This is a genomic window from Enterobacter cloacae subsp. cloacae ATCC 13047 (assembly GCF_000025565.1).
GTDB classification, from domain to species: Bacteria; Pseudomonadota; Gammaproteobacteria; order Enterobacterales; family Enterobacteriaceae; genus Enterobacter; species Enterobacter cloacae.
The window spans coordinates 3,978,892-3,997,000 of record NC_014121.1 but is presented as its reverse complement, the minus strand read 5'-3'; the positions used below and the strand labels follow the sequence as shown (position 1 = coordinate 3,997,000).

The window sequence follows — 18,109 nt, the reverse complement described above, 5'->3', positions numbered from 1 at the left end:
CGACGCGCAAATGGAAGGCTGGCAGCGCGCTTTTGTTCTGCATAGTCGTCCCTGGAGCGAAACCAGCCTGATGCTGGACGTCTTCACGGAAGAGTCGGGTCGCGTGCGCCTTGTTGCAAAAGGCGCACGTTCTAAACGTTCCAACCTCAAAGGCGCCTTACAGCCCTTTACGCCGCTGCTGGTCCGTTTTGGCGGGCGAGGGGAAGTCAAAACCCTGCGCAGCGCTGAAGCCGTCTCTCTGGCGCTTCCCCTTTCTGGCATCACGCTTTACAGCGGTCTGTACGTCAATGAACTCATCTCACGCGTTCTTGAACATGAGACTCGCTTCTCTGAACTTTTCTTCGATTATCTGCACTGTATCCAGGCCCTTGCTGGCGCAACCGGTTCGCCTGAACCCGCCCTGCGCCGTTTCGAGCTGGCGCTGCTGGGTCACCTGGGATATGGCGTCGATTTTCTGCATTGTGCGGGGAGTGGAGACGAGGTCGAAGACGGGATGACCTACCGGTATCGGGAAGAAAAAGGGTTTATCGCCAGCGTCGTGATTGATAACAACACCTTTACCGGACGCCAGCTCCGGGCGCTGTATGAGCGCGAATTTCCGGACCAAGATACCCTTCGTGCTGCAAAACGCTTTACCCGGATTGCGCTCAAGCCGTATCTTGGGGGCAAACCCCTGAAGAGCCGCGAATTGTTCAGGCAGTTTATGCCGAAACGTTAACGTTTTATCCCTCACTCCAGCCCTCTTACGGAGGGAGAGAGGGAAGGAAAATGAATCAAAATACCGAGGATTGTCATGGCTGAATTACTGTTAGGCGTCAACATCGATCACATCGCCACGCTGCGTAATGCTCGCGGCACGGCTTATCCCGATCCGGTTCAGGCGGCGTTTATCGCTGAGCAGGCTGGCGCCGATGGCATTACCGTTCATCTGCGCGAAGACCGCCGCCACATCACTGACCGTGACGTGCGTATTCTGCGACAGACGCTGGATACCCGGATGAACCTGGAGATGGCGGTCACGGAAGAGATGCTGACGATTGCCTGTGACACCAAACCGCATTTCTGCTGCCTGGTACCGGAAAAGCGTCAGGAAGTGACCACCGAAGGCGGTCTGGACGTGGCGGGGCAGCGTGACAAAATGCGCGATGCCTGCAAACGCCTGGCGGACGCGGGTATCCTGGTTTCTCTGTTCATTGACGCTGATGCGGAGCAGATCAAAGCGGCGGCTGACGTGGGCGCGCCGTATATTGAAATTCACACCGGCTGCTACGCCGATGCCAAAAACGATGCCGAGCAGGCTAAAGAGCTGGAGCGTATCGCGAAAGCGGCTACTTACGCCGCGAGCCTGGGTCTGAAGGTCAACGCAGGGCATGGGCTGACCTACCACAACGTTAAAGCCATCGCCGCCCTGCCGGAAATGCATGAGCTGAACATCGGCCACGCCATTATTGGCCGTGCGGTGATGAGTGGCCTGAAAGAGGCGGTTTCAGAAATGAAACGCCTGATGCTGGAAGCGCGTCAGTAATGGCTATTCTGGGCTTAGGTACCGACATCGTCGAGATAGCCCGCATTGAAGCGGTGATCGCCCGTAGTGGCGATCGTCTGGCAAGGCGCGTGCTGAGCGATAACGAATGGGCCATCTGGGAAGCGCATCAGCAGCCGGTACGTTTCCTGGCCAAGCGCTTTGCCGTTAAAGAGGCAGCGGCCAAAGCCTTTGGCACCGGTATTCGTAACGGTCTGGCGTTTAACCAGTTTGAAGTGTTTAACGATGAGCTGGGTAAGCCGCGCCTGCGTTTATGGGGCGAGGCCTTGAAGCTGGCAGAGAAACTCGGCGTGGCGCACATGCACGTGACAATCGCGGATGAACGGCACTATGCCAGCGCAACGGTGATTATCGAGAGTTAAAGTTTGTCCGCGTGATGCATCAGGACAAACTTATCCCACAGCTGCTCTTCGCTTTCGACGTGTGCCGGATCCTTCAGGATGGTATTGGGGATCGGGCACACCTTCTGGCAGGTCGGCGTTTCATAGTGGCCAATGCACTCGGTGCAACGGTCAGTGTTAATCTCATAAATGCTGTCGCCCATCGAAATGGCCTGGTTAGGGCATTCCGGTTCGCACATATCGCAGTTGATGCATTTTTTGGTGATTAACAGCGCCATCAGGAAATTCTCAGAAACAACACAAACAGGGCGGGCATTATACGCTCATTCGTTGTTCAAACCAGTTTTTTTACCAGCTCTTCGCTGTGACGAATCCGCTCAGGCGCATGCTCCAGATCCTGCTGCACCAGCGCCATAAACAGCAGATCCGTCAGCATCATTTGCGCGCTGGTGGACGAAATAGCCGCGCTGCGCGTGGCCTGCTCCTCGGCAATGGTATACAAACAGCGCGTTGCCCGCTGTTGCAGTGCATTGGGCGTAAAACCGGTAATAGCCAGAATTTTACCACCCACACGCAGGGCCTCGTCGGTGGCCATGTTGATTTCACGGCGTTCCCCGGTATAGGAGATCGCCAGCAGCAGATCGTCCGGATCCATGGCCTGCACTGTCGCCAGCAGGGCATGCATATCCTGTTCGACGATGGCGTTATACCCGATTTTCGTCAGCTTCCAGCCAAAATTACGCGCCACCAGCCCGGACGCGCCGATGCCGGTCAAAATGATCCGTCGTGCCGCACGCAGCATTGCCACGCTTTCCAGTAATTTTTCTTCAGTGTTTACATCAAGAGTGGCGTGCATGGCCGCGACGTTCTCTTTGATCAACTTCTCGCCCACCAGACGCATGGGATCATCGCCACGGATCTGATTATGCACCGGCATGGATTGCGGATTGGGGTTACTCACCAGGGCTTCGCTGATTGCCAGTTTCAGTGCCGGGAAGCCCTTAAAGCCAATCTTCTGGGCAAACTTCACCACGCTGGACTGGCTCACACCCGCTTCGCTTGCCAGCTGCTGAGAGCTGAGATGGCGGGCATGGTCGGGCTGAGAAAGCAAAAAATCCGCCAGCTTTTTGTCGCTTTGAGCAAAGCCTGCATAACGCTGGCGAATGCGAATTAAACAGTTCATACGTTCTCCTGGCGAAAATGTGATTGTCTGCGCAAATACGAATTTTGCTCGCCTGAATGAATTTTATATTCCATTATAGTGCGCTTATTATGAATTAAAAATTCCAGAGGTAAAAAAGATGAATCTTGGCTCACTTGTATCAGAAACGCGTAACCCGCAAACCATGGATCTGGATGCTCTCTCCACCCTGGAGCTGGTTAACCGTTTTAATCAACAGGATACGCTGGTCGCACTGGCAGTGAAAGAGACATTACCAGAGGTGGCGAAGGCCGTCGATGCTGCGGCACAGGCGCTCAAGGCGGGGGGCCGCATTATTTATATGGGCGCCGGAACCAGCGGACGACTCGGCGTGCTGGATGCCTCTGAATGTCCGCCTACGTTCGGCGTTCCGCACGGGCTGGTGGTCGGTCTCATTGCCGGTGGGCCTGGCGCGCTGCTGAAGGCGGTAGAAGGAGCGGAAGACAACAAACAGCTCGGTGAAGATGATCTGAAAGGGCTTAACCTCAACGCAAACGACCTGGTGGTCGGACTGGCCGCTTCCGGGCGCACACCTTACGTCATTGGTGGCCTGGAATATGCCAATCAGACGGGCTGCACTACCGTGGCTATCTCCTGTAATCCAGGCTCTCCCATTGCGCAGGTGGCCCACATCGCTATTTCGCCGGTCGTCGGGCCCGAAGCGCTCACTGGCTCCACGCGTCTCAAATCCGGGACCGCGCAAAAACTGGTGCTCAATATGATCTCCACCGGCGCGATGGTGAAGTTCGGCAAGGTGTATCAGAACCTGATGGTGGATATGCAGGCCACCAACGTCAAGCTGGTGGACCGGGCCTGTCGCATGGTGATGGAAGCGACCGGTGCGAGCCGCGAAGAGGCGGAAGCCGTACTCAAACAAACCGATCACGATGTGAAACCGGCCATTCTGATGATCCTGAGCGGGCTGGATGCCGCCGCCGCGCGAGCCAGACTTGCCGAGCATAATGGATTCTTACGGGCGGCATTAGAAAACTAACACAGAGGCGTGTATGGAAAAAACAGCAGCGCTCGCCAGCCATATTTTGCAGGGGATCGGCGGAGAGAAGAACATTCAGCGTCTGGAAAACTGCATGACGCGTGTGCGCGTCGAGGTGCATGACGACGACCAGCTTGATATCGCGCACCTTAAGCAGCTTCCTGGCGTCAGCGGATACGTAAAGCAGGGGCAGCAGCATCAGCTGATCGTCGGGCCGGGAAAAGCGGCGCAGGTCGTTGATGCCATGCGCGCATTGATGGGCGGAGGGGCGGCCGTGCCGGTTGACGATGCCGAGCGCACCAAAGCGCAGGCAAAGGCCAAATACAAAGCCCCCATGAGCGATGCGCTGCGACAGCTGGCAAACGTCTTTATTCCACTTATTCCGGCGTTTATTGCCTCCGGATTGATCACCGGGATCATCAATATCCTCAAGCGTCCGGATATTGTCGGCGATTTTGCCACGCACTATCCGAACCTGCTCGGCATTCTGGGGATCTTTGGTAGCGCTGTCTTCGCCATCATGAACATTCTGGTTGGGGTTAACACCGCCAAAGTGTATGGCGGCTCAATGGCGATGGGCGGGGTGATGGCCGGTATTCTCTCCAGCCCGCAGCTTGCGCAGATAACCCTGTTTGGCGAGGCTCTCCAGCCCGGGCGCGGCGGGGTGATTGCGGTGCTGCTGGTGGTCATCCTGATGTGCTGGATTNAGAAAAAGCTGCGCGCCGCTCTGCCCGGTTCCATTGAGCTGATCCTCAATCCGCTGCTGACCACGCTTATCACCGGCTGTGTGGCGATTGTGGCCCTGCAGCCGCTGGGCGGCTGGATCTCTGAGGTGATTGCCCACGGCGCTTCTCTGGCTATCGATCGCGGCGGGTTATTAGTGGGCGCTGTGCTGTCAGGGACCTTCCTGCCGCTGGTGCTGACCGGGCTGCATCAGGGGCTGGTGCCGATCCACGTCGAGCTGGTGCAGGCTCATGGTTATAACGCGCTACTGCCCATTCTGTCGATGGCGGGGGTAGGTCAGGTTGGTGCGGCGATTGCCGTGCTGATGAAAACCCGTAACGCGCGCCTGAAAAAAGTGATTAAAGGGGCGCTACCGGTCGGATTGCTGGGCATTGGCGAGCCGCTGATTTTTGGTGTCACGCTGCCGCTCGGTAAGCCTTTCCTCGCGGCCTGTCTGGGCGGGGCGGTGGGCGGGGCGCTTATCAGCTACTGGAAAGTTGCCACTGTTATCACCTTTGGTCTCTCCGGTTTACCGCTGGCGCTCACCATCGTGACCGGAAAAGTCATGCTCTATCTGTTAGGCTATCTGGTAGCGGTGATCGCCGGGTTCCTGTTTACCTGGCTGGCAGGATTCAACGACCCAGAGGAGTAAGGTTTGGCTAATCACGAGCGTCGTGTTGTCTTTTTCGACCTGGATGGAACGCTGCATCAGCAGGATATGTTCGGTACGTTTATGCGCTACCTGCTGCGGCGTCAGCCCCTGAACGCACTGCTCGTCTTACCTTTGTTACCCGTGATTGGCCTTGCGCTGCTGGTGAAAGGCCGGGCAGCGCGCTGGCCAATGAGCCTGCTGCTCTGGGGCTGTACCTTTGGCCACAGTGAAGCCCGGCTCAAACAGCTTGAGCAAGACTTTGCGCACTGGTTTCGCGATCATGTGACGGCGTTTCCGGTTGTGCAGGCACGGCTGACCAGCTACCTCGATGCGAACGACGCCGATATCTGGTTGATTACCGGCTCGCCGCAGTCGCTGGTAGAGCAGGTCTATTTTGATACGCCGTGGTTGCCGAGAGTGAATCTGATCGCCACGCAGATCTCTCGTGGTTACGGCGGGTGGGTATTGAGCATGCGCTGTCTGGGGCATGAAAAGGTGGCCCAGCTGGAGATGCGCATTGGCACGCCGCTGCGCCTGTACAGCGGTTACAGTGACAGTAAGCAGGACAACCCGCTGCTCTATTTTTGCCAGCACCGCTGGCGCGTCACGCCTGCGGGTGAACTTCAGCAACTCGAATAGTTTTATCCATAGCGGGTGTGTATAATGCCGCCCGCTTTTCGACTGGAGTATCAACCGTTGTCCAACCCTGAATTCTCACACGAATACTGGATGCGCCATGCGCTCACCCTTGCCCGGCGCGCCTGGGACGAGGGAGAAGTGCCCGTGGGTGCGGTGCTTGTCCATAACAACCAGGTGATTGGAGAAGGGTGGAACCGCCCGATTGGTCGCCACGATCCTACCGCTCACGCAGAAATCATGGCGCTTCGTCAGGGTGGGCTGGTACTGCAAAACTACCGTCTGCTCGACACCACGCTGTACGTCACGCTTGAGCCATGTGTCATGTGTTCCGGCGCGATGGTGCACAGCCGTATCGGTACGCTGGTCTTTGGCGCGCGGGATGAAAAAACCGGTGCTGCGGGCTCGCTGATGGACGTGCTTGGACACCCGGGAATGAACCATCAGGTGAAGACTATCGGTGGGGTGCTTGCACCAGAGTGTTCGGGGCTATTAAGTGATTTCTTTCGAATGCGCCGTCAGCAGAAAAAGCAACAAAAGGCAGAATTGAAGTCGTCGGGCGATTAATTTCGTCCGGTGCCACAACCGGATAGCTTTGCGCCAGCTGTTTCGCCTCTGTCGCCTCTTTTTCCTTCTCCAGCAGATACCCCACCAGGCTAATCTGATATTTACGAATATTTTCCACGTAGGCATAAGCCTCATGCCCGCGCGCATAGCCGTAGGTGAGCTTGTTGTACCACGGCTTCTGGCTCAGGAGCGGCAGACGCTGTTTTACGTCAGACCAGCTGTCGGGGTTGCCTTTTGTTTTTGCCGTCAGAGCCCGGGCGTCGAGCATGTGGGCATAGCCCATGTTGTAGGCGGCCAGCGCGAACCAGATACGCTCCTCTTCCGGCACCGTCTCGGGGACTTTGGCCATCATATCCTGCAGGTAGCGCGCGCCGCCGCTGATGCTCTGTTCCGCATCGGTACGGTCGGTTAGCCCGAGGCTCTGCGCGGTATTTTTAGTCAGCATCATCAGGCCGCGCACGCCGGTGGGGGAGGTGGCCTGGGTGTCCCAGTGGGACTCCTGATACGAGATAGCCGCCAGCAGTTTCCAGTCAATCTCCTGCGCATATTTTTCGAACAGAGGCTGCAGGTCAGGCAGGACGCTGTCTACCGCGCGCAGGAAGCTGCGGGTGTCAACGTAGTCAAAGTCATCACCATGGCCGAGGTACTTCTCTTCCAGGCGTGCCAGGGTACCGTCTTCATTAATGGTGTTATAAAAATCGAGCATGGCCGCAGAGAGGGTCTGATCGTCATCAAGATGAGTAAACCAGGTCACGGGCTGTTCGTCCGTCACGTCCAGCGCCACGGCGATTTCAGGATGCACCCGCTGGAACAGGCTGATCGCCACGGAGTCGGCGATGGTGTAAGGCAGTTTCTGATCTTTGACCTGGTCCAGCAGCTCGGTCGTGCCGAGTTTAGGGTCGACGGTCCAGCTCAGGTCAGGGTATTTCTTCTCCTTGAGCTCACGCAGATCGTCAATCACCACATGGCCGGGGGCAATCGTCAGCTGTTGAGCGTTGATCGAGGCCAGCGTACGCGGGCGCAGGCTACCGACGCGATAGACCAGCTGCTGTGAAACGGAGTAATAGGTCGGGCCCGGCTGGTAATTCTTGCTGCGCTCGCTGTTGTACACCAGCCCGGCGGCGAGGATATCGGCATCGTTGTTATCCAGGTCATCAAACAACTGGCTGATGTTCTGGCGCACGGTGATTTTGAGCTTCACGCCGAGGTAATCGGCAAACTGCTGAGCCAGCTCATAGTCCAGACCGATGGTTTTGCCGTTGATGTCGCTGTAAATCAGCGGAGAGTTAAGCGTGCTGACACGCAACTCCCCCCGCTCCTGAATGGCGGCGATACGGTTTTCGGCTTTGCCGAACCAGGGGATGGAAGGCCAGAGGGCCACTGCCAACAGCAACGTTACAATGCCGATGAGCAGATAATTAATCTTTAATTTTTTCAATTAGTTAATTCTCTGCGACGCCGGTTGCCTTAGTATGCTGTAGCCATGTTAAAAATAAGGTTTGCCATTGATTGAGCGGCATTTTGCGTAAAGTTACGCCACTTGGCAACAAATTAGAGAGAGAGGTCACATCTATTGTTAAACGACGCTGTCGATTTTATTTCGACGCAAACGGTTTCGTCGACGCTCAGGATTCTCTATAATGACGCCCGTTTTCCCCCCTTGCGCACACTGTAAGCGCCCCGGCGCTTCGAAGACGAGAGACTTATGATGGAAATTCTGCGTGGTTCGCCTGCACTGTCTGCCTTCCGTATTAACAAACTGCTGGCACGTTTTCAGGCAGCCGACCTTCCGGTAAGCAATATTTACGCTGAGTATGTCCATTTTGCTGACCTGAATGCCCCCCTGAATGCAGAGGAGCGCGTACAGCTGGAACGCCTGCTCAAGTATGGCCCAAGTCTGAGCAGCCATACCCCAACCGGTAAACTGATCCTTGCGACGCCTCGTCCAGGCACCATCTCCCCCTGGTCTTCCAAAGCGACTGACATCGCTCACAACTGTGGTCTGAACCAGATTAACCGTCTGGAACGCGGCGTGGCGTATTACGTTGAAGCCTCCACCCTGAGCGACGCCCAGTGGCAGGCGGTGGCCGCAGAGCTGCATGACCGCATGATGGAGAGCGTATTTGCTTCTCTGGATGATGCGCAGAAACTTTTCTCCCATCATCAGCCTGCGCCAGTACAGAGCGTGGATTTGCTGGGGCAGGGCCGTCAGGCGCTGATTGACGCTAACCTGCGTCTCGGCCTGGCACTGGCAGAAGATGAGATTGACTACCTGCAGGATGCGTTCGTTAAGCTGAACCGCAACCCGAACGACATCGAACTCTATATGTTCGCGCAGGCTAACTCTGAGCACTGCCGCCACAAGATTTTCAATGCCGACTGGATTATTGACGGTGAACAGCAGCCGAAGTCGCTGTTCAAAATGATCAAAAACACCATGGAGAAAACCCCTGACCACGTGCTGTCTGCTTATAAAGACAACGCCGCAGTGATGGAAGGTTCCGAGGTGGGCCGCTTCTTCGCCGATCGCGAAGCGGGGCGCTATGACTTCCATCAGGAGCCGGCGCATATCCTGATGAAAGTGGAAACTCACAACCACCCGACGGCGATCTCTCCGTGGCCGGGTGCGGCGACCGGTTCCGGCGGTGAAATCCGTGACGAAGGGGCGACGGGCCGTGGTGCGAAACCAAAAGCGGGCCTGGTCGGTTTCTCTGTTTCCAACCTGCGTATCCCGGGCTTTGAACAGCCGTGGGAAGAAGATTTCGGCAAGCCAGAGCGCATCGTGACCGCGCTGGACATCATGACCGAAGGTCCACTGGGCGGCGCGGCATTCAACAACGAATTTGGTCGTCCGGCGCTGAACGGTTACTTCCGTACCTATGAAGAGAAAGTGGACAGCCACAACGGCGAAGAGCTGCGCGGCTACCACAAACCGATCATGCTGGCGGGTGGGATCGGCAACATTCGCGCCGATCACGTGCAGAAAGGTGAGATCGTCGTCGGTGCGAAGCTGATCGTCCTCGGTGGACCGGCGATGAACATCGGCCTGGGCGGCGGTGCGGCCTCTTCAATGACATCCGGTCAGTCTGACGCCGATCTCGACTTTGCCTCCGTTCAGCGTGACAACCCGGAAATGGAGCGTCGTTGCCAGGAAGTGATCGACCGCTGCTGGCAGCTGGGTGATGCAAACCCAATCCTCTTTATCCACGACGTTGGCGCGGGCGGCCTGTCCAACGCCATGCCGGAGCTGGTGAGTGACGGTGGTCGCGGTGGCCGTTTCAACCTGCGCGACATTCTGAGCGATGAGCCGGGCATGAGCCCGCTGGAGATCTGGTGTAACGAATCTCAGGAGCGTTATGTGTTGGCCGTCGCAGCCGATCAGCTGCCGCTGTTTGACGAGCTGTGCCGCCGCGAGCGCGCGCCGTACGCGGTAATCGGTGAAGCGACCGAAGAGAAACACCTGACCCTGAGCGATACCCATTTCGACAACCAGCCAATCGATCTGCCGCTGGACGTGCTGCTCGGCAAAACGCCGAAGATGACCCGCGACGTGCAGACTCGCAAAGCGGCGGGCAACGCGCTGGATCGTCAGGGCATTACCGTAGCAGACGCGGTGAATCGCGTATTGCACCTGCCTGCGGTGGCGGAGAAAACCTTCCTGGTCACCATCGGCGACCGTACCGTGACCGGTATGGTCTCGCGCGATCAGATGGTGGGGCCATGGCAGATCCCGGTGGCGAACTGCGCCGTGACCACCGCGAGCCTCGACAGCTACTACGGTGAAGCGATGGCGCTGGGCGAACGTACCCCGGTAGCGCTGCTGGACTTCGCGGCCTCTGCTCGTCTGGCCGTCGGTGAAGCACTGACTAACATCGCCGCGACCCAGATTGGCGATATCAAACGTATCAAATTGTCCGCGAACTGGATGGCCGCTGCCGGTCACCCGGGCGAAGACGCGGGCCTGTATGAAGCTGTGAAAGCGGTGGGTGAAGAGCTCTGTCCTGCGCTCGGCCTGACCATTCCAGTGGGTAAAGACTCCATGTCGATGAAAACCCGCTGGCAGGAAGGCAACGAGCAGCGCGAAATGACTTCGCCGCTGTCGCTGATCATCTCCGCGTTTGCCCGTGTGGAAGACGTGCGCCATACCGTGACCCCACAGCTCTCGACCGAAGACAACGCCCTGCTGCTGATTGACCTGGGTAAAGGTCACAACGCGCTGGGTGCCACCGCGCTGGCACAGGTTTACCGTCAGCTGGGTGATAAACCGGCGGACGTGCGTGATGTGGCACAGTTAAAAGGCTTCTACGATGCCATTCAGGCGCTGGTGGCGCAGCGTAAACTGCTGGCCTACCACGACCGTTCCGACGGCGGCCTGCTGGTGACCCTGGCGGAGATGGCCTTCACCGGACATTGCGGTGTTGAAGCGAACATCGGAACGCTTGGCGAAGATCGTCTGGCGGTACTGTTTAACGAAGAACTCGGCGCGGTGATTCAGGTGCGCGCGGCCGATCGTGAGGCGGTTGAAGCCCTGCTGGCTCAGCACGGCCTGGCAGACTGCGTACACTACCTGGGTAAAGCCGTTCAGGGTGACCGTTTCGTCATTGAAGCGGATGGCCATGCGGTGTTCAGCGAAAGCCGCACCACGCTGCGTATGTGGTGGGCGGAAACCACCTGGCAGATGCAGCGCCTGCGTGATAACCCGGACTGTGCCGATCAGGAACACAACGCCAAGGCCAACGACAACGATCCTGGCCTGAACGTGAAGCTCTCCTTCGACATCAACGAAGACATCGCTGCACCGTACATTGCGACCGGCGCGCGTCCGAAAGTCGCCGTGCTGCGTGAGCAGGGCGTCAATTCCCACGTTGAGATGGCTGCGGCCTTCCACCGTGCGGGCTTTGATGCCATCGACGTCCATATGAGTGACCTGCTGGCAGGTCGCACCGGTCTGGAAGATTTCCATGCGCTGGTGGCGTGCGGCGGTTTCTCCTACGGTGACGTGCTGGGTGCCGGTGAAGGCTGGGCGAAGTCCATTCTCTTCAACAGCCGCGTACGTGATGAGTTCGAAAACTTCTTCCATCGTCCGCAAACCCTGGCGCTTGGTGTGTGTAACGGCTGCCAGATGATGTCTAACCTGCGCGAGCTGATCCCGGGCAGTGAAGCGTGGCCACGCTTTGTGCGTAACCAGTCCGACCGCTTTGAAGCACGTTTCAGCCTGGTCGAAGTGACTCAGAGCCCGTCTCTGCTGCTGCAGGGAATGGTAGGGTCGCAGATGCCAATCGCCGTTTCTCACGGTGAAGGTCAGGTAGAAGTGCGTGATGCCGCCCATCTGGCTCAGCTTGAGAGCAAAGGCCTGGTGGCGCTGCGCTTTGTTGATAACTTCGGCAAGGTGACGGAAACCTATCCGGCTAACCCGAACGGCTCAGTGAACGGGATCACGGCGGTCACCAGCGAAAGCGGCCGTGCGACCATCATGATGCCACACCCTGAGCGTGTGTTCCGCACCGTGAGCAACTCCTGGCACCCGGAAAACTGGGGTGAGGACAGCCCGTGGATGCGTATCTTCCGCAACGCACGTAAACAGTTGGGTTAATCGATATTGCCCTTTAAAGCCCGGTACGCGAAAGCGCTACCGGGCTTTTTTATGTGTGTCGCAATTTCGCGACAGACCCGTCATGCCACTGTCTCCAAAAGGAGACATTTAACTCATTGATTTATATATGGCTGGGGCGGTTCCCGTTAAGGTGTTGCTGATTAGCGACACTTAGCCTGGAAATCATTCAGCGAGCAATTAACGGTGGAAACCCATAAATTTCATAAATATCAATGCGATAATATATTTATTTGCATTCTGGCACATCTATTGCAGAATATTAATCAGTGGCTCATTCACCTTCTTATGTCAGCCCCTTCGGGACGTGCTACATAAACTTCGAATGACGCACAAAAAGGTGCCTGCCGTCCAACTACTGATCATAGCGCTGCTTTATCAGGACAGGGCGAAACGTCGAGTTAGGCACCGCCTCATTCCATGACAAAGCCGGGTTTTTACCCGGCTTTGTTGTATCTGAAGGGCAGACTCAGTTACGCTCTCCTCAAACCCATTCAAAGAGAGTAATGCGTTGAAACGCTGGCCCGTTTTCCCCCGTTCCCTGCGTCAACTCGTAATGATGGCCTTTTTGCTGATCCTGCTGCCTTTACTGATTCTGGCCTGGCAGGCGTGGCAAAGCCTGAACGCGCTCAGTGCCCAGGCGGCACTGACTAACCGCACGACGCTCATTGACGCCAGACGCAGTGAGGCGATGACCAACGCCGCGCTGGAGATGGAGCGTAGCTATCGTCAGTATTGCGTGCTTGACGATCGCACGCTGGAAAAGGTCTACCAGAATCAGCGTAAACGCTATAGCGAGATGCTGGATGCGCATGCCGGCGTGTTGCCGGACGATAAGCTCTACCAGGCATTACGTCAGGATTTGAACGACCTGGCCCAGCTGCAGTGTAAGAACAGTGGCCCTGATGCCGCCGCAGCCGCGCGCCTTGAAGCCTTTGCCAATGCCAATGCTGAGATGGTGCAGTCTACCCGTGCGGTGATTTTCTCTCGCGGCCAGCAGCTACAGCAGGAGATTGCCGAACGCGGTCAGTTCTTTGGCTGGCAGGCGCTGGTGCTGTTCCTGGTCAGCCTCGCGCTGGTGTTACTTTTTACCCGAATGATCATCGGCCCGGTGAAGGGCATCCAGCGGATGATCAATCGTCTGGGGGAGGGGAAATCACTGGGCGATACGGTGGCCTTTAAAGGCCCGCGCGAGTTGCGTTCCGTGGGGCAGCGGATCATCTGGCTTTCGGAGCGCCTGTCGTGGCTGGAATCCCAGCGTCATCAGTTTTTACGTCATATTTCCCATGAGCTTAAAACGCCGCTGGCCAGCATGCGCGAAGGCACGGAATTGCTGGCAGACGAAGTGGCGGGGCCGCTGACGGTGGAGCAGAAAGAGATTGTTGAGATCCTCGACGCCAGCAGCCGCAATCTGCAGAAATTAATTGAGCAACTGCTCGATTACAACCGCAAGCTGGCGGATGGAGCGGTCGTCCTTGAAAATGTCGAGATTGAGCCGCTGGTGGATATGGTGATCTCTGCCCACAGCTTGCCTGCAAGAGCTAAAATGATGCATACCGGGGTGACGCTTAATGAGCCAACCTGCCTGGCTGAACCGATGTTATTGATGAGCGTTCTGGATAATCTTTATTCCAATGCGGTGCACTATGGTACTGAATCCGGTAACATTTATATCCGAAGCTATACGAATGGTTCACGGGTCTTTATTGATGTCGCCAACACCGGCACCCCGATCCCCGATGACGAAAGAGAGATGATATTTGAACCCTTCTTCCAGGGAAGTCATCAGCGAAAAGGTGCGGTTAAAGGAAGCGGTCTGGGGTTAAGTATCGCCCGGGACTGTATACGACGCATGCAGGGGGAGCTAAACATTGTCACGGATGAACGTTCCGATGTTTGCTTCCGTATCGAACTGCCCCTGAGCCGGAAAAACCAATAAAATGAAGCTATGTCTGGTGAGTATGTCACACGTCTTTTTCCGCGCCATACGCGCGGTGTTTTCCCGTAAAACGTTGCGCCTGAGTCTGCCTTGTTTATTGCTGGCGGGGTGTGTTTCCCATGTGCCAAAAAGTGCCATTAGCGATAAACAGGAAGATAAATGGCCAGAGAATCAGCTGGCAGATTTTCTCTCAACCCGCTGCGACGACATCTGGAACCTGTCGGGGCATGACGTCGAAACCAATCCTCTGTTCTGGCTACGCGGAATAGACTGCGCGCAGCGTCTGGCTCCGGTTGAAGCCCGCTCAAAAGCGGCGATGCTGGACGACGATACCTGGCAGGACGCCTTCAAGCGCGGAATATTGCTTGGAGATGCCAAAATTACCCCTGTCGAACGACGCACGAACGTCACGCGGCTCGACACCTTTGTCGCAACGCTTCCCGCTCAGGTACGCCCGATTTACCAGCTCTGGCGCGATGGGCAGACATTACAACTTCAGCTGTCTGAAGAGCGCTCCCGTTACAGCAAGCTGCAACAGTCAACCGACAGCGAGCTGGATACCCTGCGTCAACAGCAACAACATTTGCGTACGCAACTGGATACCACGACCCGTAAGCTGGAGAACCTGACCGATATCGAAAGACAGCTCTCGTCGCGTAAATATCAGCCTGGGAGTTCATCTGCTGCACCGGACAGCGATACACCGAAACAAGAGGATGTGAAGCATGACGAGCCGTAAACCTGCCCATCTCCTGCTGGTGGATGACGATCCCGGTTTGCTCAAGCTGTTGGGAATGCGTCTGGTCAGTGAAGGCTACAGCGTCGTGACGGCTGAAAGCGGGCTGGAGGGGCTGAAAATTCTCGCCCGGGAGAAAATTGACCTGGTGATAAGCGACCTGCGGATGGATGAAATGGATGGCCTGCAGCTGTTCGCAGAGATCCAGAAGCAGCAGCCGGGCATGCCGGTGATTATCCTGACGGCGCACGGCTCGATCCCGGATGCCGTCGCGGCGACACAGCAGGGGGTTTTCAGCTTCCTGACCAAGCCGGTGGACAAAGACGCGCTGTATAAGGCCATCGACAGTGCGCTGGAACATGCTGCCCCGTCGAGCGATGAGGCGTGGAGGGAGCCGATTGTCACGCGTAGCCCCATCATGCTGCGTCTGCTGGAACAGGCCCGGATGGTGGCGCAGTCTGACGTCAGCGTCCTGATTAACGGGCAGAGCGGCACCGGGAAAGAGATCCTGGCGCAGGCCATCCATAATGCCAGCCCGCGCAGCAAAAACGCCTTTATTGCCATTAACTGCGGCGCACTGCCGGAACAACTGCTCGAATCTGAACTCTTCGGCCACGCCCGCGGTGCGTTCACCGGTGCAGTCAGCAGCCGGGAAGGCCTATTCCAGGCGGCGGAAGGCGGTACGCTTTTCCTGGACGAGATTGGCGACATGCCTGCGCCGCTGCAGGTCAAATTACTGCGCGTGCTGCAGGAGCGAAAAGTGCGCCCGTTGGGCAGCAACCGCGATATCGACATTAACGTGCGCATCATCTCCGCCACGCACCGTGATTTACCAAAGGTAATGGCGCGCAATGAGTTTCGTGAAGATCTTTACTACCGCCTGAACGTCGTGAACCTGAAAATTCCGGCGCTGGCCGAGCGTGCGGAAGATATCCCTTTGCTGGCGAATCACCTGCTGCGCCAGTCTGCGGATCGCCACAAACCGTTTGTGCGGGCGTTTTCCACCGATGCGATGAAGCGGCTGATGGCCGCAAGCTGGCCGGGAAACGTGCGCCAACTGGTCAACGTGATAGAGCAGTGCGTGGCGCTGACGTCGTCACCTGTCATCAGTGACGCGCTGGTGGAGCAGGCGCTGGAAGGCGAGAACACGGCACTGCCGACGTTTGCCGAAGCGCGTAACCAGTTCGAGCTAAACTATCTGCGTAAGCTGTTGCAGATCACCAAAGGTAACGTGACCCACGCGGCACGCATGGCCGGACGCAACCGCACCGAGTTCTATAAGCTGCTGTCACGCCATGAGCTGGAAGCCAACGATTTTAAAGAGTAGTACCGCAAACTTCGAATGAATATGATACTGTGAGCAATCGATTACGACGCAGCTTACAGGCAAGAGTTTAAGGACCCACCATGAAAAAGATTGATGCGATTATTAAACCTTTCAAACTGGATGATGTACGTGAAGCGCTGGCGGAAGTGGGCATCACCGGTATGACCGTGACCGAAGTGAAAGGTTTTGGTCGTCAGAAGGGCCACACCGAGCTTTACCGTGGTGCAGAGTACATGGTGGACTTTCTGCCGAAAGTGAAAATTGAAATCGTGGTAAGCGACGATATTGTCGATACCTGTGTGGATACCATTATCCGTACGGCGCAAACGGGTAAAATTGGCGACGGTAAAATCTTCGTCTTTGACGTGGCGCGCGTCATCCGTATCCGTACCGGCGAAGAAGACGACGCCGCGATTTAACATTGCCAGCGGTTTTGCAGACCGGGTCAGGCGCAGCCGCCACCCGGCAAAAAAAGCCCCTCGAATGAGGGGCTTTTTGTATTACAGCACTTTATGTGGACCAAAACATTCGTAATGGATGTTGTCTTTATTGACGCCCAGTTCAACCAGCTGTTTCGCGGCATACTGCATAAACGCCACCGGACCGCAGACGTAGAACTGCATCTCCGGCGCGCTGAACGCACCTTCATGCTGGCGTAAATCCATCAACCCTTCGCTGTCAAAGCGGGCCGCTGTACGATCGGCATCCGTTGGCAGACGATACCAGGTGTGCGCGGTGAAACGCGGCAGGATAGCACCCAGCGTTTTCACCTCATCAGCAAAGGCGTGCACATCCCCGTTTTCAGCGGCGTGGAACCAGTTAACCTGCGCGCTGTGGCTGGATTTCGCCAGCGTGTCCAGCATCGCCAGCATTGGCGTTTGACCCACACCCGCAGAGATCAGCGTCACCGGGGTATTTGCCTCAACGGCCATAAAGAAATCGCCCGCCGGCGCAGCCAGATGAACCACGTCGCCCACGCTGGCTTCGTTATGCAGCCAGCTGGAAACCTGACCGCCGTCCTCGCGTTTCACCGCAATACGGTAGCCTTTGCCGTTTGGCTTACGGGTGAGGGAGTACTGGCGGATCTCCTGATGCGGGAAACCTTCAGGCTTCAGCCAGACGCCGAGATACTGCCCCGGCTGATAATCGGCAACGGGTTGACCATCCACTGGCTCGAACTCAAAACTGGTAATCAGCGCGCTACGCGGCGTTTTCTCAACAATGCGGAAGGCACGGGTCCCTTCCCAGCCACCGTTCTTGCTGGCGTTTTCGCTGTAGATCTGCGCTTCACGGTTGATAAAGACATTTGCCAGCACGCCGTAAGCTTTGCCCCAGGCGTCCAGTACCTCCTGGCCCGGGCTGAACATCTCGTCCAGCGTCGCCAGCAGGTGACCGCCCACAATGTTGTACTGCTCGGGTTTGATTTGGAAACTGGTATGCTTCTGCGCGATTTTCTCCACCGCAGGCAGCAGGGCTGGCAGATTTTCAATGTTGCTGGCGTAGGCCGCGATGGCATTGAAAAGCGCTTCCCGCTGATCGCCGTTACGCTGGTTACTCATGTTGAAAATCTCTTTCAACTCCGGGTTGTGCGCGAACATGCGGTCGTAGAAATGAGCGGTGAGCTTAGGGCCTGTCTCCACCAGCAGGGGAATGGTGGCTTTAACGGTAGCGATGGTTTGAGCGTCGAGCATGAGCGCGTCCTTCTGATGTGAACTTAATGATGTATTTTAAATGCATCTTATAAAAATAACCCTGTGATGTAAATGGTTCTTTGCGAGATGAAATATATGCATCACAAACCTGAAAAGAAATCCGTTGAAAATGACGAGGGCTTTATTC

The 18,109-nt window shown here is 56.6% G+C and carries 16 protein-coding genes; 12 read left to right on the top strand and 4 right to left on the bottom strand.

The annotated features are described in order from the left end of the window. Nucleotides 1-10: 10 nt before the first annotated feature. The 3 genes from recO (at nucleotide 11) to acpS (ending at nucleotide 1,905) form a co-directional block, all read left to right on the top strand. A complete protein-coding gene (gene recO, locus ECL_RS19435) occupies nucleotides 11-718 on the top strand; it encodes a DNA repair protein RecO (protein ID WP_013098316.1) in 708 nt (235 codons plus the stop codon). 75 nt (nucleotides 719-793) lie between these two features. Further along, nucleotides 794-1,525 carry a pyridoxine 5'-phosphate synthase gene (pdxJ, locus tag ECL_RS19430; RefSeq protein WP_013098315.1) on the top strand — a complete coding sequence of 244 codons (732 nt, stop codon included), beginning with the start codon at nucleotides 794-796 and terminating at the stop codon, nucleotides 1,523-1,525. Then, nucleotides 1,525-1,905: a holo-ACP synthase gene (gene acpS / locus ECL_RS19425; protein ID WP_013098314.1), complete on the top strand. Its 381-nt coding sequence runs from the start codon at nucleotides 1,525-1,527 to the stop codon at nucleotides 1,903-1,905. Before pdxJ ends, acpS begins: the two co-directional genes overlap by 1 nt. Here acpS and ECL_RS19420 read toward each other — a convergent pair. Continuing rightward, complete coding sequence (locus ECL_RS19420) at nucleotides 1,902-2,162, bottom strand: YfhL family 4Fe-4S dicluster ferredoxin (RefSeq protein ID WP_020690052.1); 261 nt, start codon at nucleotides 2,160-2,162, stop codon at nucleotides 1,902-1,904. The genes acpS and ECL_RS19420 overlap by 4 nt on opposite strands. A gap of 56 nt (nucleotides 2,163-2,218) precedes the next feature. Then, nucleotides 2,219-3,067: a MurR/RpiR family transcriptional regulator gene (locus ECL_RS19415; protein WP_013098313.1), complete on the bottom strand. Its 849-nt coding sequence runs from the start codon at nucleotides 3,065-3,067 to the stop codon at nucleotides 2,219-2,221. Nucleotides 3,068-3,185: 118 nt separating this feature from the next. Between ECL_RS19415 and murQ the strand changes: the two genes are divergently transcribed. From murQ to tadA, 4 genes are all read left to right on the top strand, one after another. Beyond that, nucleotides 3,186-4,079 carry an N-acetylmuramic acid 6-phosphate etherase gene (murQ, locus tag ECL_RS19410; RefSeq protein WP_013098312.1) on the top strand — a complete coding sequence of 298 codons (894 nt, stop codon included), beginning with the start codon at nucleotides 3,186-3,188 and terminating at the stop codon, nucleotides 4,077-4,079. Nucleotides 4,080-4,092: 13 nt separating this feature from the next. Next, nucleotides 4,093-5,454 carry a PTS transporter subunit EIIC gene (locus ECL_RS19405; protein ID WP_013098311.1) on the top strand — a complete coding sequence of 454 codons (1,362 nt, stop codon included), beginning with the start codon at nucleotides 4,093-4,095 and terminating at the stop codon, nucleotides 5,452-5,454. A 3-nt stretch (nucleotides 5,455-5,457) separates the two neighbouring features. After that, nucleotides 5,458-6,093 (top strand): phosphatidylglycerophosphatase C, encoded by a 636-nt coding sequence (yfhb, locus tag ECL_RS19400; RefSeq protein ID WP_013098310.1) that lies wholly within the window; start codon nucleotides 5,458-5,460, stop codon nucleotides 6,091-6,093. Between the two features lie 24 nt (nucleotides 6,094-6,117). Further along, nucleotides 6,118-6,657 carry a tRNA adenosine(34) deaminase TadA gene (gene tadA, locus ECL_RS19395; protein ID WP_038420406.1) on the top strand — a complete coding sequence of 180 codons (540 nt, stop codon included), beginning with the start codon at nucleotides 6,118-6,120 and terminating at the stop codon, nucleotides 6,655-6,657. On the opposite strand, the gene mltF is transcribed toward tadA, so the two are convergent. Beyond that, nucleotides 6,545-8,095, bottom strand: coding sequence for a membrane-bound lytic murein transglycosylase MltF (gene mltF / locus ECL_RS19390; RefSeq protein ID WP_013098308.1), 1,551 nt, complete (start codon nucleotides 8,093-8,095; stop codon nucleotides 6,545-6,547). The genes tadA and mltF overlap by 113 nt on opposite strands. A 267-nt stretch (nucleotides 8,096-8,362) precedes the next feature. Between mltF and purL the strand changes: the two genes are divergently transcribed. The 5 genes from purL (at nucleotide 8,363) to glnB (ending at nucleotide 16,689) form a co-directional block, all read left to right on the top strand. Next, nucleotides 8,363-12,250: a phosphoribosylformylglycinamidine synthase gene (purL, locus tag ECL_RS19385; protein ID WP_013098307.1), complete on the top strand. Its 3,888-nt coding sequence runs from the start codon at nucleotides 8,363-8,365 to the stop codon at nucleotides 12,248-12,250. 529 nt (nucleotides 12,251-12,779) lie between these two features. Continuing rightward, complete coding sequence (gene qseE / locus ECL_RS19380; RefSeq protein WP_029882227.1) at nucleotides 12,780-14,207, top strand: two component system sensor histidine kinase QseE/GlrK; 1,428 nt, start codon at nucleotides 12,780-12,782, stop codon at nucleotides 14,205-14,207. Between the two features lies 1 nt (nucleotide 14,208). Continuing rightward, on the top strand, nucleotides 14,209-14,946 hold the full coding sequence (gene qseG / locus ECL_RS19375) for a two-component system QseEF-associated lipoprotein QseG (RefSeq protein ID WP_013098305.1): 738 nt from the start codon (nucleotides 14,209-14,211) through the stop codon (nucleotides 14,944-14,946). Continuing rightward, entirely contained in the window at nucleotides 14,933-16,270 is a 1,338-nt protein-coding gene (gene glrR, locus ECL_RS19370) for a two-component system response regulator GlrR (RefSeq protein WP_013098304.1), read from the top strand. The genes qseG and glrR overlap by 14 nt, the downstream gene beginning before the upstream one ends. A gap of 80 nt (nucleotides 16,271-16,350) precedes the next feature. Further along, entirely contained in the window at nucleotides 16,351-16,689 is a 339-nt protein-coding gene (glnB, locus tag ECL_RS19365; RefSeq protein ID WP_003860685.1) for a nitrogen regulatory protein P-II, read from the top strand. An 81-nt stretch (nucleotides 16,690-16,770) separates the two neighbouring features. Here glnB and hmpA read toward each other — a convergent pair whose 3' ends face one another. After that, entirely contained in the window at nucleotides 16,771-17,961 is a 1,191-nt protein-coding gene (gene hmpA, locus ECL_RS19360; protein WP_013098303.1) for an NO-inducible flavohemoprotein, read from the bottom strand. Nucleotides 17,962-18,109: the final 148 nt, after the last annotated feature.

Excerpts from the sequence above, each read along its gene's own strand:
- recO (WP_013098316.1), top strand. The coding sequence starts at position 11 with ATGGAAGGCTGGCAGCGCGCTTTTGTTCTGCATAGTCGTCCCTGGAGC.
- pdxJ (WP_013098315.1), top strand. The coding sequence starts at position 794 with ATGGCTGAATTACTGTTAGGCGTCAACATCGATCACATCGCCACGCTG.
- acpS (WP_013098314.1), top strand. The coding sequence starts at position 1,525 with ATGGCTATTCTGGGCTTAGGTACCGACATCGTCGAGATAGCCCGCATT.
- ECL_RS19420 (WP_020690052.1), bottom strand. The coding sequence starts at position 2,162 with ATGGCGCTGTTAATCACCAAAAAATGCATCAACTGCGATATGTGCGAA.
- ECL_RS19415 (WP_013098313.1), bottom strand. The coding sequence starts at position 3,067 with ATGAACTGTTTAATTCGCATTCGCCAGCGTTATGCAGGCTTTGCTCAA.
- murQ (WP_013098312.1), top strand. The coding sequence starts at position 3,186 with ATGAATCTTGGCTCACTTGTATCAGAAACGCGTAACCCGCAAACCATG.
- tadA (WP_038420406.1), top strand. The coding sequence starts at position 6,118 with ATGCCGCCCGCTTTTCGACTGGAGTATCAACCGTTGTCCAACCCTGAA.
- purL (WP_013098307.1), top strand. The coding sequence starts at position 8,363 with ATGATGGAAATTCTGCGTGGTTCGCCTGCACTGTCTGCCTTCCGTATT.
- qseG (WP_013098305.1), top strand. The coding sequence starts at position 14,209 with ATGAAGCTATGTCTGGTGAGTATGTCACACGTCTTTTTCCGCGCCATA.
- glrR (WP_013098304.1), top strand. The coding sequence starts at position 14,933 with ATGACGAGCCGTAAACCTGCCCATCTCCTGCTGGTGGATGACGATCCC.
- glnB (WP_003860685.1), top strand. The coding sequence starts at position 16,351 with ATGAAAAAGATTGATGCGATTATTAAACCTTTCAAACTGGATGATGTA.
- hmpA (WP_013098303.1), bottom strand. The coding sequence starts at position 17,961 with ATGCTCGACGCTCAAACCATCGCTACCGTTAAAGCCACCATTCCCCTG.